Source organism: Streptomyces sp. CNB091 (assembly GCF_000377965.1).
Genome location: NZ_KB898994.1, coordinates 51331 through 72412, shown reverse-complemented (window position 1 = coordinate 72412; position 21082 = coordinate 51331). Strand labels below are relative to the sequence as shown.

Genomic DNA, 21082 nt, shown 5'->3' with positions numbered 1-21082 from the left:
GCGCGATGCCTACTATACCCAACCCCGCTCGCGGGCGAGACGCACTGCCGTGTGCCGGTTCTCCGCGCCGATCTTGGTCGCGGCCGAGGAGAGGTAGTTGCGGACCGTCCCCTGCGAGAGCGAGGCCCGCTCCGCGATCTCCGCGACCGGAGCTCCGTCCGCCGCCAGTTCGAGCACCTCGGCCTCCCTGGCGGTCAGCGGGGAGTCCCCGGCGGAGATGGCGTCGGCCGCCAACTCGGGATCCACGTAACGGTTTCCGGCGTGGACGGTACGGATGATCTCCGCCAGCCGCCGGGCGCTGACCGTCTTCGGCACGAAACCCCGTACGCCGGCGGCCAGGGCCCGCTTGAGGTGCCCGGGGCGGCCGTGGCTGGTCACGATCATGGTGCGGCAGTGAGGCAGCTCGGTCCGCAGCGATGTGGCGACCTTCACACCGTCCGCGCCCGGCATCTGGAGGTCCAGGACGGCGACGTCGGGCCGGTGCGCCAGGGCCATCGCCAGGGCCTCGGGGCCGCTCGCCGCCTCCGCGACCACGACGAAGTCCTCCTCCAGGGCGAGCAGTGCGGCCAGCGCGCCCCGGATCAGGTGCTCGTCGTCGGCCAGCAGGACCCGCAGGGGCCGCGCGGTGGTCATCGTTCCTCCGGGAGGGCGGAAGGGGCGGGGGAAGGTCCGGGCTCGGAGGACGGAGCGAGGGGGCCGTTCGCATCCGGGCGGGGAGCCGTGAGCGGCACCGTCGCCGTCACCCGGAAGAGGTCGTTCCCGGCGGATCCGGCGGTGAGCGATCCGCCGAGCGCGCCGAGCCGTACCCGCAGCCCGGCCAGGCCCGAACCGCCGCCGCCGTCGCGGTCCGCGTCGCCGTCGCCGTCCGCGCCGCCGAGCGGGCGGGTGGCGCCGGCCCCGTCGTTCTCGACCTCCAGGACCACCGCGTCCCGCGTCCGCGCGAGCCGGATCCAGCAGTGGCGCGGGTCACCGTGGCGCAGGACGTTCGTCGCGGTCTCGCGGACCACCCAGCCGAGCGCGGCCTGGACGGCGGCGGGAGCCCCGATGCCGGCCGGGCCGTCCGCGCCCTCGACGGTGCAGGTGATTCCCGCGGCCTGCAGCACGCCTTGCGCGCCCATGAGTTCGGTGGGCAGGTCGGCCTCCCGGTAGCCGCGTACGACATCGCGGACCTCCTGCTGCGATGCACGGGCGATCCGCTGCACCTCGACCATCTGGTCCATCGCCGCAGGGTTCCCGCGCTGGGCCAGCTCCACGGCCAGCTCGCTCTTGAGGGCGATCACCGACAGGTTCCGGCCGAGCACGTCGTGCATGTCCCGGCCGAACCGCAGCCGTTCCTCCGCCACCGCCAGCCGGGCCTGCATGTCCCGCGCCTCCTCCGCCTGCCACATCACGGAGAGGCTCCAGACGCTCGGCCGGGCCGAGGTGAGCACCAGCAGGGTGACGACGACCAGCGAGACGACCGCCCCGAACAGCAGTCCGCCCGGCACCCCCACGGCCGCCAGGAGCGCCACGACGGCCACCGTGAAGGCGGCGGAGTGGAGCAGGAACCTCCGGACGGGAACGAGCAGGACGTACGGGATGGTGAACGCCACGGGCAGGTCCAGCACCAGCAGCACGAGTCCCTCGTCGTTCACGCCGCCCACCGCCGCGAGCGCCACCAGAAGGCCGGTCATCAGCACCTGGAGCGCGGCGGGCAGGCGCAACCGCCCCGGCGGGAACGGCTCCGTTCCCCGGTAGGCGTCGAAGGCGGGGGAAAGATTGCGGTTGCTCAGCACGGACTGGGCGATGTTGGCGGCGAGGAAGGCCCCTCCCAGGGCCATCGCCACCGGCCCCTCGTCCAGGGTCTCGCCGAGCGGCAGCAGCCCCCAGGACACCGCGAAGCCCCAGGTGATCGAGCAGAGCGTCACCCGTGTGTAGAGGTCGATGCGCTCAAGCTTGCTGCGCTCGTGCCAGCCGCGCCGCCAGCCCCGTACCCGACCGATCACACCCCTCAGCCCCTTCATGTCAGCCGCGCGGGTCCCAGCGGAACCACCGTCGCACAGCAAACACGCCGAAAGCGGTCCAGGCCAGCGCGGTCACCCCGGCCGTGAACAGGTCGCCGCCCTCCACGCCGCCGAGCCAGCCGTGCCGGATCAGGGTCATCACGCCCGTCATCGGCAGCAGTTCCAGGACGGAGGCCAGCCTGTCCGGGAAGATCGCCAGCGGGATGAACAGCCCGGAGCCGAACATCGAGACGAAGAACAGCGGCAGGGTGGTGAGCTGCGAGGTCTGCACCGTCCGGGTGAGAGCGGTGGTCGCCGCCGCCAGGGCGGACATCAGGACGAAGGCCAGCAGCAGTCCGGCCAGCAGGAGGTCGGGGCGGTGCGGGGCGCTCAGGTCGAAGGCGATGGCGCCCGCCACCACCAGCAGCACGCACTGGGCGAGCGCCAGCGCGACGGACGGCAGCGCGGTGCCGATGAGGATCTCGCGGTCGGAGATCTCGCCGGTGCGCAGCCGCTTCAGGACGAGCTCCTCGCGCCGGGCGACGTACGCGGAGACGAGGTTCATGTAGACGACCTGGACGAGCACCATGCCGATGCCGCCGGTCAGGGTGGCGCCCGCGACGGTGAGCCCGGTGCCGCCGAGGTCGATCTGTTCGAGCGAGGACCGCATCGCGAAGATCATCGTGATGGGCAGCAGCAGGGCCACGACGATCGCGGTCCGGTTGCGCAGCAGGAGGATCAGCTCGGCGCGGCCGAGGGCGGTCAGCCGCCGGGCCACCGCCGCCGCGCCCGTGGGGGAGCCGGCGGACGCCCGGTCACGGGCGGGGGTCGTGGTGGTCGTCATGCCGTCACCCTCTTCGTGTTCTTCGTGCCGCCGGCTCGGTCGGAGCGGGCGGAGCGGCCGTGGACCTGGCGCGGGTCCTGGTCCCGGGGTGCGTGCTGGGCCTTCGCGATGTCGAGGAACGCCTCCTCCAGGGAGGCGGACCGGGCGTCGAGGCCGTGCAGCCGTACGCCGGACTCGCGGGCCCACTCCAGGAGTTCGTGCAGCGACTCCTGGAGGGCGGGGGTGCGGATCTCGACCCGGGACCCTTCCGCCGCCGCCCGCAGGGAGAGCGGGAGGCGCGCCGCCGGCACGGCCTCGGGCAGCACGAACCGGATCCTGGCGGGCTGCTGCGCGGTCACCTCGGCGATGGTCCCGGTCGTCACGATCCTCCCCTGATGCATGATCGCCAGCCGGTCCGCGAGCGCCTCGGCCTCCTCCAGGTAGTGCGTGGTCAGCAGCACGGTCGTGCCGTTGTCCCGCAGCGCCCGGACGAGCTCCCAGGTCTCCTGCCGGCCCTCGGCGTCCAGCCCGGTCGTCGGCTCGTCGAGGAAGAGCACCTCGGGCCGGGACGTCAGGGCCAGGGCCAGGTCGAGGCGGCGCTTCTCACCGCCGGACAGCTGCTTGACCCGCACGCTTCCCCGGCCGGTCAGGCCGACCATCTCCAGGGCCTCGCCGGCCGGGCGTGCGCCGGTGGTGCAGGCCGACCACATGCGTACGGTCTCCATGACCGTGAGGTCGGAGGGGAAGCCGCCTTCCTGGAGCATCACCCCGGTACGGGGGCGGACGGCGGCGCGTTCGCGGTACGGGTCGTGGCCGAGGACCCGTACCGTTCCGTCGGTCGGTGGCGCCAGGCCTTCGAGGAGCTCCACGGTGGAGGTCTTGCCCGCGCCGTTCGTCCCGAGCAGGGCGAACAGTTCGCCGCGGGCCACGGAGAAGGAGATCCCGGACACGGCCTCGAAGCCGCCGGCGTAACGCCGCCGGACCTCGTTCGCCTCGATCACGGGACCGTCCGCGCGGTCGCTGAGAATGTCGTCGCTGGTCATGCTTCAAGGTTTCCGCCGGAACCGGCCCCCGAGCAGTGCGCGCTGTCACCACTGCTCATGACAAACGTCATGAGGGCGGCGGGGGAGGAGAAAGGCGAGAGCACGACAAAGGCCCTGACCGAGAAGGTCAGGGCCTTTGATGCTGAGCGGACGACCAGGTTCGAACTGGCGACCTCAACCTTGGCAAGGTTGCGCTCTACCAACTGAGCTACGTCCGCAGTGCAGCCACTCGGCTTTCACCGGTGGAGCGAGCACCACTCTACCTGATCCAACGAAGTGGTCCGAAGAGTTGTGCAGAGCGGGTGACAGGAATTGCACACTGCGCCTTCCCCCTGGAAGGGGGATGTTCTACTACTGAACTACACCCGCACGCTGCGTGGGATTCGGCTTTGCGGCCTCGCCCCTCGGCGTGCTCCAGACTCTAGCCGACCTGCGGGGGTGTCGCGCAAGTCGGCTCCCCCAGGACCCTGCGGAACGGCCCCGGGGCCCCGGCCGGCGGGGCGCCCGGGGACGCCTGACGGAGCGTCCGGCCCCCGGACCCATCGCGCCCGACGGGCCGTCGGGCCCGGAACCACCGCGGCCCGTCCAGCCCGCGCATCCGGAGTCCGGTCCGGCCGACCGCCACCGCCACCGCGGCTCAACTCGCCGCGTCGAACGCCTCGTAGACCTTCTTCGGGATGCGGCCCCGGGCCGGCACCTCCATCCGATGCGAGCGGGCCCAGGCGCGGACGGCCGCGGGGTCCGGCGCGAGGGAGGTGTGGTGGTAGGTCGTGGGCGTCCTGCCGTGCTTGCTGGCATTTGTCTGCTTTCGACCGGCGGCCACGTAAGGAGCCAGGGTCTTCCGTAGTTTCTTCGCATTGGCGGGATTGAGATCGATCTCGTACGTCTTCCCGTCCAGGGCGAAGGTCACCGTTTCCGCCGCTGCTCCCCCGTCGATGTCGTCGGAGAGCGTCACCACTACGCGCTGAGCCACGGATATCGGTCCTTTCCTACGGCGCCCGCGCGTCCATCGTGCGCGGGCGCCTGCCTTCCGGCTGCCAGGCGGGCGGATGTGGATTGACGAGATGTCGACTGTTCCGTTGTCCCGGGGTCAATGTTGCTTTCCCCGGTAATCATTTGTACAGCGGTGGGTACCGCATTGTGAAGCCCAGCCAATTGCATCCGCGTGTCCGTGTGCAATCCGTGTGCAATCCGGACGTGATTTTTCCAGACCTTTTCCCGTGCGGTGTCGCGCCCGATATCTCGGTGTGATCCGCGCAGGGCCCCGCGATGTCCGTCCCGCCCGATATCTACCCGCGTAGAAATTTTGGCCAGGTACGCTGAGTGGACCCGCGGGGGTCTGGGGAACCCCCCGGAGAGACAGCCGCACCACACCACCACACCGGGAGTGCCAGTGGCACGCGTCGTAGTCGACGTCATGCTCAAGCCCGAGATCCTCGACCCGCAGGGACAGGCGGTGCAGCGCGCACTGCCCCGTCTCGGCTTCGAGGGAATCGCGGACGTTCGTCAGGGAAAGCGTTTCGAGCTGGAGGTCGAGGGACCGGTCGACGACGCCGCCCTCGCCCGTATTAACGAGCTGGCCGAGACGTTCCTCGCCAACACCGTCATCGAGGACTTCGTCGTGAAGGTGGAGGAGGAGAAGTGACCACCCGTATCGGCGTCGTCACTTTTCCCGGCACCCTCGACGATCAGGACGCCCTGCGCGCCGTCCGGATCGCGGGCGCCGAGCCCGTATCCCTGTGGCACCGCGACAAGGACCTGCACCAGGTCGACGCGGTCGTCCTGGCGGGCGGTTTCTCCTACGGGGACTACCTCCGCGCCGGTGCGATCTCCCGCTTCTCGCCGGTCATGGAGACCCTCATCGAGCAGGCGAAGGCCGGTATGCCGGTCCTCGGTATCTGCAACGGCTTCCAGATCCTGACCGAGGCGCACCTGCTGCCCGGCGCGATGCTGCGCAACAACCACCTCCACTTCATCTGTCGCGACCAGAGGCTGCGGGTGGAGAGCGCGGAGACCGCCTGGACCTCGGACTACACCGCCGGCCAGGAGATCAGCGTCCCGCTCAAGAACGTGGACGGCCGGTACACCGCCGACGAGCGCACGCTCGACGAGCTGGAGGCCGAGGGCCGCGTCGCCTTCCGCTACCTGGACGGCAACCCCAACGGCTCGCTCCGCGACATCGCGGGCATCACCAACGCCGCGGGCAACATCGTCGGCCTGATGCCGCACCCGGAGCACGCCGTGGAGCCGCTCATCGGCACCGGCCGCACCGACGGCCTCGGTTTCTTCACCTCGATCATCAAGAAGCTGGTCAACGCATGAGCCTGGATACGGTCAAGCACGCGGCCGAGACCCCGGACACCGAACAGCCCTGGAAGGAACTCGGCCTCAAGAAGGACGAGTACGCCCGGATCCGCGAGATCCTGGGCCGCCGTCCCACCGGCGCCGAGCTCGCCATGTACTCGGTGATGTGGTCGGAGCACTGCTCGTACAAGAGCAGCAAGGTCCACCTCAAGCAGTTCGGCGAGAAGGTCCCCGCCAACGACGCCATGCTCGTCGGCATCGGCGAGAACGCCGGCGTCGTCGACGTCGGCCAGGGGTACGCGGTCACCTTCAAGGTCGAGTCGCACAACCACCCCTCGTACATCGAGCCCTACCAGGGCGCGGCCACCGGCATCGGCGGCATCGTCCGCGACATCCTCGCCATGGGCGCCCGCCCGATCGCGGTCGTGGACCCGCTGCGCTTCGGCGCGGCCGACCACCCCGACACCAAGCGCGTCCTGCCGGGCGTCGTCGCGGGCATCGGCGGCTACGGCAACTGCCTGGGCCTGCCCAACATCGGCGGCGAGGTCGTCTTCGACGCCTGCTACCAGGGCAACCCGCTGGTCAACGCCGGCTGCATCGGCGTGATGAGGCACGAGGACATCCACCTCGCGCAGGCGTCGGGCCCCGGCAACAAGGTCATCCTGTACGGCGCCCGCACCGGCGGCGACGGCATCGGCGGCGTCTCCGTGCTGGCCAGCGAGACCTTCGAGTCCACCGGCCCCGCCAAGCGCCCCGCCGTCCAGGTCGGCGACCCGTTCCAGGAGAAGCTCCTCATCGAGTGCACCCTGGAGATCTTCAAGGAGAAGCTCGTCGCGGGCATCCAGGACCTCGGCGGCGCCGGGCTCTCCTGCGCCACCAGCGAGCTGGCCTCCGCCGGTTCCGGCGGCATGCGCGTCGAACTGGACACCGTCCCGCTGCGCGACTCCTCCCTCTCGCCCGAGGAGATCCTCATGAGCGAGTCGCAGGAGCGCATGTGCGCGATCGTCGAGCCGCAGCACGTGGACCGCTTCCTGGAGATCTGCGAGAAGTGGGACGTCATCGCCACCGTCATCGGTGAGGTGACGGAGGGCTCGCAGCTGGAGATCTTCTGGCACGGCGAGCAGATCGTGGACGTACCCCCGCGCTCGGTCGCCCACGACGGCCCCGTCTACCACCGCCCGTTCGCCCGCCCGTCCTGGCAGGACGCGCTCCAGGCGGACGACGCCGGCAAGCTCGCCCGCCCGGCGAACGCGGCCGAGCTGCGCGAGCAGGTCCTGAAGCTGGTCGCCTCCCCGAACCAGGCCTCCAAGGCGTGGATCACCGACCAGTACGACCGTTTCGTGCAGGGCAACACCGTCCTGGCGATGCCCGAGGACGCGGGCATGGTCCGCATCGACGCCGAGTCGAACCTGGGCGTGGCCATGGCGACCGACGGCAACGGCCGGTACGCCAAGCTCGACCCGTACACCGGCGCGCAGCTCGCGCTGGCGGAGTCGTACCGCAACGTCGCCGCCTCCGGCGCCAAGCCGCTGGCCATCTCGGACTGCCTGAACTTCGGCTCCCCCGAGGACCCGGACGTCATGTGGCAGTTCGCCGAGGCCACCCGCGGTCTCGCGGACGGCTGCCTGGAGCTGGGCACCCCGGTCACCGGCGGCAACGTCTCGCTGTACAACCAGACCGGTGAGACGGCGATCCACCCGACGCCGGTCGTGGCCGTGCTCGGCGTGATCGACGACGTCAACCGGCGCACGCCGATCGCCTTCGCGGAAGAGGGCCAGCTCCTCTACCTGCTGGGCGACACGACCGAGGAGTTCGGCGGCTCGGCCTGGTCCGAGGTCGTCCACCAGCACCTGGGCGGCCTGCCGCCCAAGGTGGACCTCGGCCGCGAGAAGCTGCTCGCCGAGATCCTCATCTCGGCCTCCCGCGACGGCATGATCGACGCCGCGCACGACCTGAGCGACGGCGGCCTGATCCAGGCCGTCACCGAGTCCTGCCTGCGTGGCGGGAAGGGCGCCCGGCTGGTCGTGCCGGACGGCCTGGACGCGTTCACGTTCCTGTTCTCCGAGTCGGCGGGGCGCGCGGTCGTCGCGATCCCGCGCAGCGAGGAGCTCCGCTTCAACGACATGTGCGGTGCGCGCGGTCTGCCCGTCACCCGCATCGGTGTCGTGGACGGCGAGGAGATCGAGATCCAGGGCGAGTTCAGCATCCCGCTGAGCGAGCTCCGTACGGCACACGAGGCGACGATCCCCGCGCTGCTCGCCTGAGCCGCGCGCCGACCGGCGCCGCCGAAGCCCCCGCCCGGGTCCTCCGGGCGGGGGCTTCAGCCGTTTCCCGCACACTCTTGTAAGAGATTACGTAATTACGTAAGGTTGGTGTCATGGAGCTGGAGCAGCGGGTCGCCGAGTTGGAGAGGCGGCTCACGGCACTGGAGCGGCGGGACTCCGAGTCCCCCCGCCTGGGCGACGGCGACTTCTGGGCGCTCGACGGGCTGAAACAGCAGCTCGCCGAGGTCGGGGAGGCCGCGGCCGACGGGGGCGTGCTCTACACGGGCTCGGTACGGCTGCCCACCGGCGAGAGCTACGAGTGGCAGTACGGCGCTCTCACCGAGGCCCTGTTCGACGGGGACTGGGCGGACGCCGCCGATTCGTTCGCCGCGCTGGGCCACCCGGTCCGGCTGCGCCTGCTCCGCGAGATCCTCGGCGGCCTGAGGACGACCGCCGAACTGGCCGCGCTCGACGCGTTGGGCACCACCGGCCAGATCTACCACCACCTGCGTCAACTGACCGGCGCGGGCTGGCTGCACGCGGCCGGGCGAGGCAGGTACGAGGTGCCGCCCACCCGGGTCGTACCGCTGCTGGTGGTACTGACGGCGGCGCGGCCCTGAAACCGGAACCATGAGACCAGGGGGAAGTGATCATGCCTGTCCGCAAAGTCATGATGGTGCTCTACCGAGTGAGTTGGCTCGTCTTTCTCGCGCTCGTGCTCATCGGGGTCTTCTCCGAACCGCTGTCGCCCTTCGGCCTGACCTTCGTGCCCGCGGGTGCGGCTGTGCTCATCGGCCTCGTCATGAGCCGTACCGGTCCGAGGGCGACGTCGAAGAGCCGCCCCGCCGTCGAGGTCGCCCCGCCGGTGACCGGCCGCTGGTCCGCCCTGAACAGCCCGGCGGACAAGGTGCCGAGCCATGGGACCCACGTGTACGGGCAGACGTACGCGATCGACATCGTGGCGGAGCCCGAGGTAGGGGAGGGCGAGTCACCGGCCCGGCCGCCGTTCCGCCTCTTCTGGCCGGTCGTCCGCCGCAACCGTGACTTCCCGGCGTTCGGTGCCCCGCTGCTCGCGGTGGCCGACGCCACGGTCGTCCGGGCGCGCGACGGCCAGCGCGACCACCTGAGCCGCAACTCGCTGCCGGCGCTGCTCTATTTGATGCTGATCGAGGGCGGCGTACGGGACGTGCTCGGTGCGAGCCGGATCATCGGCAACCACGTGATCCTCGACCTCGGCGACAGCACGTACGCCGTCTACGCCCACGTCCAGCGCGACTCGCTCCAGGTGAAGGCCGGGGACACGGTCCGCGCCGGGCAGCGGCTCGGGCGCGTGGGCAACTCCGGCAACACCACCGAACCGCACCTCCACTTCCACCTGATGGACGGCCCCGACCCGGACTCCGCGCATGGTGTCCCGTTCACCTGGCGGGGCGTCGGCGTCCCTGCCAACGGCGAGACGTTCACGGTCGAGGAGACCGAGGAGACCGAGGAGATCAGGGAGACCGAGGAACAGGTCGCACCGGCCCGACCGGGCGATGTCGGTGGGGCCCGCTAATCTCGGCCCCATGCCCCCGGCCAAGAAGCGCCCGCGCGCCTACGACCACCTCAGGACCCGGACGGCGGTCCTCGCCCAGTTCGCGCATGTGCGGGACGCCGTCGCTGGGTTGACGCCCGACCAGCTCGCCCGGCCGACCCGGCTCGGCGACTGGACGGTGCGCGAGCTCGCCGTGCACATCGCGATCGGGCTGAGCAGCGTCACCCGGGCCCTTGCCCTGCCGGAGCCGCCCGGGCCCAAGCCTCAGCTCGCCCTGCTGGAGTGGCCGTCGGCCACCGCCGCGCACGCCGCCGGGATCGCCGAGGGCGTCGAGGAGGTGGCGGCCGCCCGCCCCGACCTCGCCACGTTGTTCGAGGAGGCGGAAGCGGGGTTCACCGGGGCCGTCCCGGCCACCGGCACGGGGGGGCGGCTGCTGTCCGTCCGGGTCGGCTCCATGCGGCTGACGGACTACCTGGTCTCCCGGACCGTCGAGCTGATCGTCCACACGGACGACCTGAACGAGGCGCTCGGCTCGGAGATCCCGTACGACCGCCAGGCCCTGGCCGCCTGCACCCGGCTGCTGGCCGACGCCCTCGCGGACCGGGCGCCCGGCGGCTCGGTCGAGGTGCGGGTCCCGCCGTTCGCGGTGGTCCAGTGCATCGGCGGGCCCAAGCACACCCGGGGCACCCCGCCGAATGTCGTGGAGACCGGCCCGCTGACCTGGGTCCGGCTCGCCACCGGGCGTACGGAGTGGGCGCGGGCCCTGGCGGACGCCGAGGTCAGCGCCAGCGGGGAGCGCGCCGACCTGGCCGCGCTGCTGCCGCTGATGGGCTGAGGCGGCCACCGGGGAAGCGGAGGGGGCGGAACCGGATCGGCCCCCCGTTCCGTCACATCGCCATGCGCACACAACGGATGACCCTCAGCGTCAGTGTCCTGGCCCTCCTCACCCTCGCCGCCTGCGGTACGGAGTCGGGTTCCGGCTCCGGCAAGGGATCCGGGGAGGGCGGCGACAGCGTGCGGAGCGACGTCCCCGTCACCGGGGTCGCGTGGCGCGTCGACTCCGTGACCGTAGGCGGGAAGAAGACCGAGGCCCCGGAGGGGGCCCGGCTGGAGATCGACCCGAAGGGCCGGGCCACGGCCGACTTCGGCTGCAACCACATCGGCGTGGACGCCCGGGTGGAGGGCGACCGGATCACCCTGGGCAAGCCTGTGACCACGCAGATGGCGTGCGACGAGGACATCGAGAGGTTCGAGAAGGCAGCCATCGACGCGATGGGCGGCGAGCTCACCGCGAAGCTCTCGGGCGAGAAGCTGACCCTCACCAAGGAAGGCGGCCACACCATGGAGCTCAGCGAGGAGAAGGCGGCCGACCTGGTCGGCACCCGGTGGGCCGTGACCACGCTGCTCAGCGGCGAGACCGCCACGACCGTACCGGCGGACCTGCCGAAGGAACGGGCGCCCCATCTGACCTTCGCCGACGACGGCACCGTACGGGGCAACTCCGGCTGCAACTCCTTCAGCGGCCGGGCGACGGTCAAGGGCTCCACGATCACGTTGGGACCGGTGGCGGGCACCCGCAAGATGTGCCCGGAGGCCGAGATGGGGACGGAGCGCGCCGTGCTCGCCGCCCTGGACGGCAAGGTCACGTACACGATCAAGGGCAAGGCACTCACGCTCACCGCCGCCGACGGCAAGGGCATCGGTGCCACGGCCGCACCCGCCGGGGCCGAGAACAGCTCCCAGCACGGCTGAACCCGGAAGGCCGACGTGCCCGAAGCCCGCGGCCCACGCCGAGCAGCCGGACGTCGGCCCCGCCCCGGCGGGACGTCGGCCCCGCCCCGACCGGACCCGCCCCGACCGGCCGGGGCCGACCGGCCGGGGCCGACCGGGGGGCGGGGCTCGACCGCCAGGCACCACGGAGGCGGGTCAGGAACGCGTCGGATAGGGGAGCAGGCCGGAGTCCGTCCTCTCCCACGACGCCCGCAGTTCGGCCAGCCGCTCCGGGTCGGCCTTGGCGCGGTCGGCCTGCTCGCGCCGGTCGTCGGCCAGGTTGAACAGCTGGTCGGTCCCGCTCCTCCCCCGGTAGTACTTCCAGTCGCCGCGCCGCAGCGCCCGTTCGCCGCGCACCCGCCAGAACAGGTCACGTTCCCTCGGCGTCTCACCCCGCAGCAGATATCCCGCGAGGCTGATGCCGTCCAGCGGGTGGGCGGGGTCCGGTCGTGCCCCGCCCAGCTCCAGCAGGGTGGCCGTCCAGTCGGGCGAGAACACCGGGAGGTCGCTCACCTGCCGGCCTTCGACGCGCGCGGGCCAACGCAGCAACGAGGGGACGCGGATGCCGCCTTCCTGGAGCGAGCTCTTGCCGCCGGCGAGCGGCCAGCTGTAGGAGAACCGCTCGCCGCCGTTGTCGCTGGCGAAGAAGACCAGGGTGTCCTTCTCCTGCCCGGACCGCTTCAGCGCCTTCAGCACCTCGCCGACCGAGCGGTCCAGGTCCTCGACCATCTCCGTGTACTTCTCGATCGAGCCGCCGTCGCCGTGCCGGAGGGCGGACCGGTCGCCGGCCTTGATCCGGCGGACGATCTCGGCGCTCGCCTCCGTGTCGCCGTCGGCGATCCAGGGCCAGTGCGGAGTGGTGAAGTTCAGGTTGAGCAGCCACGGCCTGTCGCCGTGGTCACGCTGCACGTACTCACTCGCGCGCTCCGTGAGGACCCGGGTGTAGTACCGCAGGTCCTTGTACTCGGCGTCGCCCTCGTACAGGTCGTACTCACCCGCCAGGCCGAGCTTGGAGTAGTACTCCAGGGCTCCGCCGAAGTTGCCGAAGAACTCGTCGTAGCCCGACCTGGTCGGGCTGTAGTCCGGCAGGTACCCGCAGTGCCACTTGCCGATCAGCGCGGTCGAGTAGCCGACGCCGCGCAGCAGGGAGGCCAGTGTCGGGTGGGTGGGCTCCAGCCCCACCGACCGGTCGGCGATGGGTTCGGCGAGCCCGCCCTTCGTACGTCCCGGATAGCGCCCCGTGTAGAGGCTGAACCGGGTGGGGGAGCAGGTCGCCGACCCTGAGTAAGCGTCGGTGAAGCGCACGCCCTGCCGCGCCAGCCGGTCCAGGTGGGGCGTGCGGATGTGCGTAGACCCGTACGAGGAGAGGTCTGCCCAGCCGAGATCGTCGCCGAGGACGAAGAGGATGTTGGGACGGCGCGCGTGCCTGCCGCGGGCGGCACGGAACGGACGTTCCCGTGTCACGTCGTCGGTGGCCGGTCCGGTGGCGGCCGCCGGACCGGCCGCCTGTATTCCGGCCGCGGTGACGGCGGTGGCGCCGACCGCGGTCGTGAAGGCGCGCCGGCTCAGCGGCGTCCCGGATCGCTTGTCCGGACGTGCGTGTACATCGCGAGAGGTCATGAGGGCTCCTGGGAGGGCCTCGGGCGCCGGTCGCAGGACGAGGCGCGAGGCGGTGGGGCGCGACTCCCCGGCGGGTGGGGGCCCGCGGACGGGCGCACCCGACCGCGGGTAGCGAAAGGGGGAGGGAGATGAACGCGTGCACGCATGTCGAAGCCCGGGGCGGAGCCCTGCGGGGTTCTGGAGGTGCGGCTGCCTCAGGCGTGGCGACAGATGGCGCTCGCTACACGTCCCAGATCGACGTGCCGGCGCTCCACGAGCGTGATCGAGAGATCACCGAGGGGCTGCATGGGGAAGGAGCCTGCCAACGAGACATGGGCCTGTCAACGGTGGTCTCGAACTGCGGACTGCGGACTGCGGACCGCGGTCTGCGGCCTTCACCTCCACCGCCCGCGCCGTCCAGCCCGCCGCACGGGCTTCCCCCCGCACGGGCTTCCCGCCGCACGGGCGCCCCGTTCCCGCGGTTCGTCGGCGCCCGGGGAGAGGCTCACTCCTCGCCGGGCGGGGCCCCCGGGTGTGAGGCTCACCACGAAACGAGCGTTCGGCCAGCGGGCGGGGCGACGATCGGGCAGGTTCACCGAGCGCCACGCCCGCACGTCCGCCCCCACCGGCCCCTACCTGTCGGTAACCGGGCTCCCGGCCCGCAAGTGAGCCCCGCACTCGCCTCGCGGGACCCACCCTGCCCGCGCGGCGGTCACACAGCGTCACCGACCGAAGTCCCGCGAATCGCCCGCTCCGGGCGGTGGACGGGCCCGTTCCCCATGGGCCGCCGACGGTTTGCCCACCGGTCCCCAATTCGGACCAGTGGTCGATCTCGCCTACACTCGGTGCCGTGCCCCGTGGTGATGGACGACTCAACCACGACCTGCTCCCCGGAGAGAAAGGCCCCCAGGACGCTTGTGGCGTCTTCGGTGTCTGGGCTCCGGGTGAAGAGGTCGCCAAGCTCACCTATTTCGGACTGTATGCCCTGCAGCACCGCGGACAGGAATCCGCGGGCATCGCAGTGAGCAACGGGTCCCAGATCCTGGTCTTCAAGGACATGGGACTGGTCTCGCAGGTCTTCGACGAAACGTCTCTGGGTTCCCTCCAGGGCCATATCGCGGTCGGTCATGCCCGCTACTCCACCACCGGCGCCTCGGTGTGGGAGAACGCGCAGCCGACGTTCCGTGCCACCGCGCACGGCTCGATCGCCCTCGGCCACAACGGGAACCTGGTCAACACCGCCCAGCTCGCGGAGATGGTCGCCGACCTCCCGCGCAAGGACGGCCGCGCCACCCAGGTCGCCGCGACCAACGACACCGACCTGGTGACCGCGCTGCTCGCCGGGCAGCGCGACGAGAACGACAAGCCGCTCACCATCGAGGAAGCCGCCGCCAAGGTGCTCCCCGACGTCAAGGGCGCGTTCTCCCTCGTCTTCATGGACGAGCACACGCTCTACGCCGCCCGCGACCCGCAGGGCATCCGCCCGCTGGTGCTCGGCCGTCTTGAGCGCGGCTGGGTCGTCGCCTCCGAGTCCGCCGCGCTCGACATCTGCGGCGCCAGCTACGTACGCGAGATCGAGCCGGGCGAGCTCATCGCCATCGACGAGAACGGCCTGCGCACCTCGCGCTTCGCAGAAGCGAAGCCCAAGGGCTGTGTCTTCGAGTACGTCTACCTCGCCCGCCCCGACACCGACATCGCCGGGCGCAACGTCTACCTCTCCCGGGTGGAGATGGGCCGCAGGCTGGCCGCCGAAGCCCCCGTCGAGGCGGATCTCGTCATAGCGACCCCGGAATCCGGCACCCCCGCGGCCGTCGGTTACGCCGAAGCCAGCGGAATCCCGTTCGGCGTCGGACTGGTGAAGAACGCCTACGTCGGCCGGACCTTCATCCAGCCCTCGCAGACCATCCGCCAGCTCGGCATCCGGCTCAAGCTGAATCCGCTGAAGGAAGTCATCAAGGGCAAGCGCCTGGTGGTCGTCGACGACTCGATCGTCCGCGGCAACACCCAGCGCGCCCTGGTCCGGATGCTCCGCGAGGCGGGCGCCGCCGAGATCCACATCCGAATCTCCTCGCCGCCGGTGAAGTGGCCCTGCTTCTTCGGGATCGACTTCGCGACCCGCGCCGAACTGATCGCCAACGGCATGACCGTCGACGAGATCTGCACCTCCATGGGCGCCGACTCCCTCTCGTACATCTCGATCGACGCGATGATCGAGGCGACGACGATCGACAAGCCGAACCTCTGCCGCGCCTGCTTCGACGGTGAGTACCCGATGGAGCTCCCGGACCCGGAGCTGCTCGGCAAGCAGCTGCTGGAGACCGAGCTGGCGGCGGGCCCCGCGGCGACCGCCGCGGCCGACGCGCTGCGCCGTCCGTGACCCGGACGCGCCGCCGCATCCCCCACCAGCCCCGTATCTCCACACGAAAGATCCCAGGCCATGTCTGAGACAACAGGTGCTTCCTACGCGGCGGCCGGCGTCGACATCGAAGCCGGTGACCGTGCCGTCGAGCTGATGAAGGAGTGGGTGAAGAAGACGCAGCGCCCGGAGGTCGCCGGCCTCGGCGGCCTCGGCGGATTCGCCGGCCTCTTCGACGCCTCCGCGCTCAAGCGCTACGAGCGTCCGCTCCTGGCCTCCGCCACGGACGGCGTCGGCACCAAGGTGGACCTGGCGCGTCGGATGGGCGTGTACGACACCATCGGCCACGACCTCGTCGGCATGGTCGTGGACGACCTCGTCGTCTGCGGCGCCGAGCCGCTGTTCATGACCGACTACATCTGCGTCGGCAAGGTGCACCCCGAGCGTGTCGCGGCCATCGTGAAGGGCATCGCCGAAGGCTGTGTCCTGGCGGGCTGCTCCCTGGTCGGCGGCGAGACGGCCGAGCACCCGGGTCTCCTCGGCCCGGACGACTTCGACGTCGCCGGAGCCGGTACGGGCGTGGTCGAGGCCGACCGACTGCTCGGCCCGGACCGTATCCGCAAGGGTGACGCGGTGATCGCCATGGCGTCCTCCGGTCTTCACTCCAACGGGTACTCGCTCGTCCGCCACGTGGTCTTCGACCGGGCCGGCTGGGCCCTGGACCGCGAGGTCGAGGAGTTCGGCCGCACGCTCGGCGAGGAGCTCCTGGAGCCCACCCGGATCTACTCCCTGGACTGCCTGGCCCTCACCCGGACGACCGAGGTGCACGGCTTCAGCCACGTCACCGGCGGCGGCCTGGCGAACAACCTGGCCCGGGTCGTCCCGGACGGCCTGCACGCCACCGTGGACCGCTCCACGTGGACGCCCGGCGCGGTCTTCGACCTGGTCGGCAAGGCCGGTCAGGTCGAGCGGCTGGAGCTGGAGAAGACGCTCAACATGGGCGTCGGCATGATCGCGATCGTCCCGGCCGACTCGGTGGACGCCGCGCTCACGACGCTGGCCGACCGCGGGGTCGACTCCTGGGTCGCCGGCGAGATCACCGACCGCGGTGAGCACACCACGGGCGCCGAGCTGACCGGCGACTACGCCCGCTAGGCACCGTCACGCCGTGGTGCGCGGGGCGACAGCCCGCCCGGCGCACCACGGCGGCACGACACGTGGGAATCCGGACCGGGACACACAGAACCCGGCCCGGGGCAGGCCCGGACCGGGTTGATGTGTCAGCGCGAGGTCAAGCGCCGCGGCGCTGTGACGACGGACCGGACTGATCGTCCTGATCCTCGTCATCGTCCTGGTTGTAGCGATCCGCGTACTGTGCGTACGGGTCATCTTCCTCGTCGTCGTCCTCGAACGGCTCTGCGTTCGGTGGCTGACTCGAAGGCGATGCGCCCAGCTCATTGGCCAGACGCGACAGGTCTGTCCCGCCGCTGCTGTACTTCAGCTGGCGGGCGACCTTGGTCTGCTTGGCCTTTGCCCGGCCGCGCCCCATGGCTCGACCCCCTCGGTGACGGGGCTCGACGGCCCCAGAGTCTTGACACGCGTTCATGTTTCGGGACGGACTCTCGACAGAGAGGCCGCGCCCGTAGAGCTTTAACGGTACCTGCTTCCGTGGCCATACGGTACGCCGCCCGCATTCCGGTCCCGACACAGGGCCAGCGAGGAGCCCCGTCCTCCCTGGTCAACTGCGATTTTAACCTCTTGTGGAGGTACGACCCGCCGACCGGCGTGAGTCTTGTCTCGCCGGTCGCCGGTCGCCGGTCGCCGGTCGGCGGTCGGCGGTCGGCGGGCCGTAGGGGCGGCCGAGGGCTGCCCGGTCAGCGGGTGCGCGCCTCCGCCATCCGCTGTTCGGCGAGCCGGTCGGCCGCCGCGGCCGGCGGAATCCCATCCGCCTTCGCACGTGCGAATATCTCCAGCGTGGTGTCGAAGATCCTCGTCGCCTTCGCCTTGCACCGGTCGAAGTCGAACCCGTGCAGCTCGTCGGCCACCTGGATGACGCCGCCGGCGTTGACCACGTAGTCGGGCGCGTAGAGAACCGACCGGTCGGCCAGGTCCTTCTCGACGCCCGGGTGCGCCAGCTGGTTGTTGGCCGCGCCGCACACCACCTTCGCGGTGAGCACGGGCACGGTGTCGTCGTTCAGCGCGCCGCCGAGCGCACACGGCGCGTAGACGTCCAGGCCCTCGGTGCGGATCAGCGCGTCGGTGTCCGCCACCACGGTCACCTCGGGGTGCTGATCGGTGACCCGGCGCAGCGACTCCTCGCGGACGTCGGTGATCACGACCTCGGCCCCGTCGGAGAGCAGGTGCTCGACGAGGTGGTGGCCCACCTTGCCGACCCCGGCGACGCCGACCTTGCGGCCGCGCAGCGTCGGGTCGCCCCACAGGTGCTGGGCCGAGGCCCGCATGCCCTGGAAGACGCCGAACGCGGTGAGCACCGAGGAGTCGCCCGCGCCGCCGTTCTCGGGGGAGCGGCCGGTGGTCCAGCGGCACTCCCGGGCGACGACGTCCATGTCGGCGACGTAGGTGCCGACGTCGCAGGCGGTCACGTAGCGGCCGCCGAGCGAGGCGACGAACCGGCCGTAGGCGAGGAGGAGTTCCTCGCTCTTGATCTCCTCCGGGTCGCCGATGATGACGGCCTTGCCGCCACCGTGGTCGAGACCGGCAAGGGCGTTCTTGTACGACATCCCGCGCGACAGGTTCAGCGCGTCGGCGACGGCGTCCGCCTCGGTGGCGTACGGGTAGAAGCGGGTGCCGCCGAGGGCCGGTCCCAGGGCGGTGGAGTGGAGGGCGATGACGGCCTTGAGGCCGGTGGCACGGTCCTGGCAGATCACGACTTGCTCGTGACCTCCCTGATCCGAGTGGAACAGGGTGTGCAGGACGCCGTCGGTCACATCGGTCACTGTGGTGACTCCCAAGTACGAAGCGGCGGAGACCCTCCTGGGGGTGGGGAGGGCCCCGGACCGACCGGCACGGCCGGTCCGATGGGCAAGAGCGTAAGTCCTCCGGCGGCGCGGATCCGCCCCGGTGCGGAGGATCACCCTCTGGGGCCTCTCGTTCGGATCAGGTCGGGCTCGCGGGGTCCGGCACGCGCTCCCCCAAGCTCTCGGCTTCACTCGAGCAGGGAGGGACCCCCTCCGGCGTTGTCGTCCATCACCATGGCTCCTTCCCCAAGCTCTCGGCTCCGCTCGAGCAGGGGAGGCCCCATCTGCCTCAATCCTCCGCCTTGCAGCTGCACGCACCGGACCCCGCTCCCTGATCCGACCTGATCCGAACGAGAGGCCCGGGGTGTACTGCCGTGACACGATGCGCTGCATGTCGGTGGTGTCTTCGGTGCTCGTCCCTTACACGTCCTACCTCCGGATCTACGAGCCGCTCGCCGCGTTCGCCGAGCCCGAACGGAGTCACTGGGCGCGCTACGCGCGGCGCGAGGACCTTCCCACGGCCCAGGACGAACTGCGTCGCTCGCTGGCCGACTTGGCGTCGACGCCGCCGGTCGGGGTGCCGGTGCGCGAGAGCGGCGACGCGTTCGTGGCGGAGCTGGACGGGGTGGTGTGCGTCTGCCCATGGCGGACCAGGTTGCGGGGCTGGCTGGCCCTGGAGGAACTGGAGGGCATGTTTCCGGCCAACGTGCTCGACGCCGTGCTGCCCGCAGTGGTGCGCGGCCAGGCCGCGGCGGATCACGAGCGCTGGCAGCGGCTCCACCCGGACGCGAGGCCCTGGATCCGCACGACGGTGTGGCAGGTCCCGGTGCGCTGGTTCGTCCTCTTCCGCGACGAGGAGCGGGAGTACGCGGTGGCGGACGCCGAGGGGGCGGGGCCCGTGCTGCGCTACCGCACCCCGATGGTCGAGGCCCGGCGCCGACTGGCGCGGGCGCTGCGGACGCTGCGCGGACACGTTCCCGAAGGCCCGCTGACCGAGGGCCTGGTGGACGTGGGGCGCTGGCTGGAGGAGTTCCATCCGCGCTCCCTGGTCGAGCTGGACTACGGGGGCCTGGTGCACGCGTTGTCGGCGGAGCGGCTCGCCGGGGACCGGTCGGCGGCGGATGTGACGGAGGGGCTCGCCGCGCTGCGGGACGGCGACGGCGAGGGCGCGGGGGAGGCGTACGCGCGGCTCGCGGAGCGCTGGCGGGCGGTCCGGGACCTCCAGTTCATCAATTGACGTGAAAAGGCCCACAGTGGCATCAAGGTGATGGAACCGGGGCATCCTTCATCCAGGACGGCCGAGGGGCCGACGGGCACGCCGCGAGGCCGGAGCGTACGGAAGGAGGAGGAAGCGGGGTCGCCTCGACGGAGGGCGACGAAGCGGGGCTCGGCAAACAGTTGACGGGCCGTGAACCTGCGTCCCGTGTGGCGCGTGTGATGTGTGGGGCGGAAGCGTACTCCGCTGGGCCTAGGACCTACGTCCTGAACCGGGCCTTTGCCTCAAGCGTGATGGACAGCACTAACGGGGCCCTTGCGCCTATCCCTACCCCTCATGCCAAAATAGGACAAGGAGTCCGGGGAGGGCTCCTTCTGTCCAAGTAAGGGCAGGATGCTCGACATTGCACTCTATGGGGGGTCTGACGACTCCTGATCGCTCTGTGACTGATCGTTACTGGGGCGTGACTGTCCGCTATGGCATGGTCCATCGGCTTCCGTCGCTGATGAACACCTGGGAGGGCAATTCCATCGGTTTGGCCGACGTGGCTGGACGGATGGTGTAGTTGTAGTGCCGAGGACAAGCCGTTCGTCCTATAACCGACTCGGCCCGCGTCCGCCATTTCGGGCAACGCGGGTCAAGGTGCAGAATTTAGAGGAAAGAACCGAGAAGGTTCGGTTCTCCCGAGGAGGCCGCTCATGACCGCTCGCACCCCTGATGCCGAGCCGCTGCTGACCCCGGCTGAGGTTGCCACGATGTTCCGCGTGGACCCGAAGACGGTCACCCGTTGGGCCAAGGCTGGCAAGCTCACGTCCATCCGCACGCTCGGTGGACATCGCCGGTACCGCGAGGCCGAGGTCCGCGCACTGCTTGCGGGTATTCCGCAGCAGCGCAGCGAGGCCTGACACACCCCTGCCCCGCAGCAATACAGCAGCACGGCAATACAGCAGCACAGCAACACAGCATCACCATCCGGGCAGCTGCCAGGTCCCCCAACCCCAGCCGCCCACCCATAGCTCCACTCGACGGACGCCTGCCCCAACGGGCGTCATACCTGTGTCCTACGGGTGTCGTCGTATTGATCGCGCTGGACTCCGCCGGGTCCAGCGCGATCTTTTTTTGTGCCCCGGACGGCCTCCCCGGTCGCTCCGGGCCTCTTCCGGCCCTCGTCGCGGCCGGGGGATCAGAACCGGGCGGTCGGTCGGCTTCAGGG

General features: G+C 71.0%; 20 protein-coding genes and 2 tRNA genes. 11 read left to right on the top strand and 11 right to left on the bottom strand.

Features of this window, described 5'->3' with window-relative positions:
- Nucleotides 1-12: 12 nt before the first annotated feature.
- The 7 genes from D581_RS0110290 to D581_RS0110260 all read right to left on the bottom strand — a co-directional run bounded on the left by D581_RS0110290 (nucleotide 13) and on the right by D581_RS0110260 (nucleotide 4821).
- Nucleotides 13-633, bottom strand: coding sequence for a response regulator transcription factor (locus D581_RS0110290; protein ID WP_018957151.1), 621 nt, complete (start codon nucleotides 631-633; stop codon nucleotides 13-15).
- The gene (locus tag D581_RS0110285) at nucleotides 630-2003 is read right to left on the bottom strand and encodes a histidine kinase (protein ID WP_026290385.1); all 1374 of its coding nucleotides are present in this window, start codon (nucleotides 2001-2003) and stop codon (nucleotides 630-632) included. The genes D581_RS0110290 and D581_RS0110285 overlap by 4 nt, the downstream gene beginning before the upstream one ends.
- A gap of 1 nt (nucleotide 2004) precedes the next feature.
- On the bottom strand, nucleotides 2005-2826 hold the full coding sequence (locus tag D581_RS0110280; RefSeq protein ID WP_018957149.1) for an ABC transporter permease: 822 nt from the start codon (nucleotides 2824-2826) through the stop codon (nucleotides 2005-2007).
- Nucleotides 2823-3848 carry an ABC transporter ATP-binding protein gene (locus tag D581_RS0110275; RefSeq protein WP_018957148.1) on the bottom strand — a complete coding sequence of 342 codons (1026 nt, stop codon included), beginning with the start codon at nucleotides 3846-3848 and terminating at the stop codon, nucleotides 2823-2825. Before D581_RS0110275 ends, D581_RS0110280 begins: the two co-directional genes overlap by 4 nt.
- A gap of 145 nt (nucleotides 3849-3993) precedes the next feature.
- A tRNA-Gly gene (locus D581_RS0110270) sits at nucleotides 3994-4066 on the bottom strand.
- Nucleotides 4067-4145: 79 nt separating this feature from the next.
- Nucleotides 4146-4217, bottom strand: a tRNA-Gly gene (locus D581_RS0110265).
- A gap of 268 nt (nucleotides 4218-4485) precedes the next feature.
- Nucleotides 4486-4821, bottom strand: coding sequence for a histone-like nucleoid-structuring protein Lsr2 (locus D581_RS0110260; RefSeq protein WP_026290384.1), 336 nt, complete (start codon nucleotides 4819-4821; stop codon nucleotides 4486-4488).
- Nucleotides 4822-5241: 420 nt separating this feature from the next.
- Between D581_RS0110260 and purS the strand changes: the two genes are divergently transcribed.
- From purS to D581_RS0110225, 7 genes are all read left to right on the top strand, one after another.
- Complete coding sequence (gene purS / locus D581_RS0110255; protein WP_003968034.1) at nucleotides 5242-5493, top strand: phosphoribosylformylglycinamidine synthase subunit PurS; 252 nt, start codon at nucleotides 5242-5244, stop codon at nucleotides 5491-5493.
- Nucleotides 5490-6170, top strand: coding sequence for a phosphoribosylformylglycinamidine synthase subunit PurQ (gene purQ, locus D581_RS0110250; RefSeq protein WP_018957146.1), 681 nt, complete (start codon nucleotides 5490-5492; stop codon nucleotides 6168-6170). The genes purS and purQ overlap by 4 nt, the downstream gene beginning before the upstream one ends.
- A complete protein-coding gene (gene purL / locus D581_RS0110245) occupies nucleotides 6167-8416 on the top strand; it encodes a phosphoribosylformylglycinamidine synthase subunit PurL (protein ID WP_018957145.1) in 2250 nt (749 codons plus the stop codon). Before purQ ends, purL begins: the two co-directional genes overlap by 4 nt.
- Before the next feature lie 113 nt (nucleotides 8417-8529).
- Nucleotides 8530-9036: an ArsR/SmtB family transcription factor gene (locus D581_RS0110240; RefSeq protein WP_018957144.1), complete on the top strand. Its 507-nt coding sequence runs from the start codon at nucleotides 8530-8532 to the stop codon at nucleotides 9034-9036.
- A 32-nt stretch (nucleotides 9037-9068) separates the two neighbouring features.
- On the top strand, nucleotides 9069-9971 hold the full coding sequence (locus tag D581_RS0110235; protein ID WP_032752661.1) for a M23 family metallopeptidase: 903 nt from the start codon (nucleotides 9069-9071) through the stop codon (nucleotides 9969-9971).
- A gap of 10 nt (nucleotides 9972-9981) precedes the next feature.
- On the top strand, nucleotides 9982-10785 hold the full coding sequence (locus D581_RS0110230; RefSeq protein WP_026290383.1) for a maleylpyruvate isomerase family mycothiol-dependent enzyme: 804 nt from the start codon (nucleotides 9982-9984) through the stop codon (nucleotides 10783-10785).
- Nucleotides 10786-10847: 62 nt separating this feature from the next.
- Nucleotides 10848-11702, top strand: coding sequence for an META domain-containing protein (locus tag D581_RS0110225; protein ID WP_018957141.1), 855 nt, complete (start codon nucleotides 10848-10850; stop codon nucleotides 11700-11702).
- A gap of 174 nt (nucleotides 11703-11876) precedes the next feature.
- On the opposite strand, the gene D581_RS0110220 is transcribed toward D581_RS0110225, so the two are convergent.
- Both D581_RS0110220 and D581_RS1000000142025 read right to left on the bottom strand, forming a co-directional pair.
- Complete coding sequence (locus D581_RS0110220) at nucleotides 11877-13340, bottom strand: sulfatase-like hydrolase/transferase (protein WP_018957140.1); 1464 nt, start codon at nucleotides 13338-13340, stop codon at nucleotides 11877-11879.
- 194 nt (nucleotides 13341-13534) lie between these two features.
- Complete coding sequence (locus D581_RS1000000142025; RefSeq protein WP_350797605.1) at nucleotides 13535-13627, bottom strand: putative leader peptide; 93 nt, start codon at nucleotides 13625-13627, stop codon at nucleotides 13535-13537.
- 542 nt (nucleotides 13628-14169) lie between these two features.
- On the opposite strand from D581_RS1000000142025, the gene purF reads away from it, so the two are divergent.
- Nucleotides 14170-15696, top strand: a complete 1527-nt coding sequence (purF, locus tag D581_RS0110215) for an amidophosphoribosyltransferase (RefSeq protein WP_026290382.1) — start codon at nucleotides 14170-14172, stop codon at nucleotides 15694-15696.
- A 60-nt stretch (nucleotides 15697-15756) separates the two neighbouring features.
- Entirely contained in the window at nucleotides 15757-16830 is a 1074-nt protein-coding gene (gene purM / locus D581_RS0110210) for a phosphoribosylformylglycinamidine cyclo-ligase (RefSeq protein WP_018957138.1), read from the top strand.
- A 136-nt stretch (nucleotides 16831-16966) separates the two neighbouring features.
- Here the strand turns inward: purM and D581_RS0110205 are convergent, their stop codons facing one another.
- Together D581_RS0110205 and D581_RS0110200 are read right to left on the bottom strand one after the other, a co-directional pair.
- On the bottom strand, nucleotides 16967-17224 hold the full coding sequence (locus D581_RS0110205) for a DUF3073 domain-containing protein (RefSeq protein ID WP_007447468.1): 258 nt from the start codon (nucleotides 17222-17224) through the stop codon (nucleotides 16967-16969).
- Between the two features lie 325 nt (nucleotides 17225-17549).
- On the bottom strand, nucleotides 17550-18632 hold the full coding sequence (locus tag D581_RS0110200) for a Leu/Phe/Val dehydrogenase (RefSeq protein ID WP_018957137.1): 1083 nt from the start codon (nucleotides 18630-18632) through the stop codon (nucleotides 17550-17552).
- 412 nt (nucleotides 18633-19044) lie between these two features.
- Between D581_RS0110200 and D581_RS0110195 the strand changes: the two genes are divergently transcribed.
- Together D581_RS0110195 and bldC are read left to right on the top strand one after the other, a co-directional pair.
- Nucleotides 19045-19890 carry a DUF8083 family protein gene (locus D581_RS0110195; protein ID WP_026290381.1) on the top strand — a complete coding sequence of 282 codons (846 nt, stop codon included), beginning with the start codon at nucleotides 19045-19047 and terminating at the stop codon, nucleotides 19888-19890.
- Between the two features lie 677 nt (nucleotides 19891-20567).
- Entirely contained in the window at nucleotides 20568-20774 is a 207-nt protein-coding gene (gene bldC, locus D581_RS0110190; RefSeq protein WP_003949541.1) for a developmental transcriptional regulator BldC, read from the top strand.
- The last annotated feature ends 308 nt before the right edge of the window (nucleotides 20775-21082 follow it).

Coding starts and splice junctions, on each gene's coding strand:
- D581_RS0110230 (WP_026290383.1), top strand. CDS start 9,982: ATGCCCCCGGCCAAGAAGCGCCCGCGCGCCTACGACCACCTCAGGACC.
- D581_RS1000000142025 (WP_350797605.1), bottom strand. CDS start 13,627: ATGCAGCCCCTCGGTGATCTCTCGATCACGCTCGTGGAGCGCCGGCAC.
- D581_RS0110290 (WP_018957151.1), bottom strand. CDS start 633: ATGACCACCGCGCGGCCCCTGCGGGTCCTGCTGGCCGACGACGAGCAC.
- purM (WP_018957138.1), top strand. CDS start 15,757: ATGTCTGAGACAACAGGTGCTTCCTACGCGGCGGCCGGCGTCGACATC.
- bldC (WP_003949541.1), top strand. CDS start 20,568: ATGACCGCTCGCACCCCTGATGCCGAGCCGCTGCTGACCCCGGCTGAG.
- D581_RS0110195 (WP_026290381.1), top strand. CDS start 19,045: ATGTCGGTGGTGTCTTCGGTGCTCGTCCCTTACACGTCCTACCTCCGG.
- D581_RS0110225 (WP_018957141.1), top strand. CDS start 10,848: ATGCGCACACAACGGATGACCCTCAGCGTCAGTGTCCTGGCCCTCCTC.
- purL (WP_018957145.1), top strand. CDS start 6,167: ATGAGCCTGGATACGGTCAAGCACGCGGCCGAGACCCCGGACACCGAA.
- D581_RS0110240 (WP_018957144.1), top strand. CDS start 8,530: ATGGAGCTGGAGCAGCGGGTCGCCGAGTTGGAGAGGCGGCTCACGGCA.
- D581_RS0110280 (WP_018957149.1), bottom strand. CDS start 2,826: ATGACGACCACCACGACCCCCGCCCGTGACCGGGCGTCCGCCGGCTCC.
- D581_RS0110275 (WP_018957148.1), bottom strand. CDS start 3,848: ATGACCAGCGACGACATTCTCAGCGACCGCGCGGACGGTCCCGTGATC.
- D581_RS0110220 (WP_018957140.1), bottom strand. CDS start 13,340: ATGACCTCTCGCGATGTACACGCACGTCCGGACAAGCGATCCGGGACG.
- D581_RS0110205 (WP_007447468.1), bottom strand. CDS start 17,224: ATGGGGCGCGGCCGGGCAAAGGCCAAGCAGACCAAGGTCGCCCGCCAG.
- D581_RS0110235 (WP_032752661.1), top strand. CDS start 9,069: ATGCCTGTCCGCAAAGTCATGATGGTGCTCTACCGAGTGAGTTGGCTC.
- D581_RS0110285 (WP_026290385.1), bottom strand. CDS start 2,003: ATGAAGGGGCTGAGGGGTGTGATCGGTCGGGTACGGGGCTGGCGGCGC.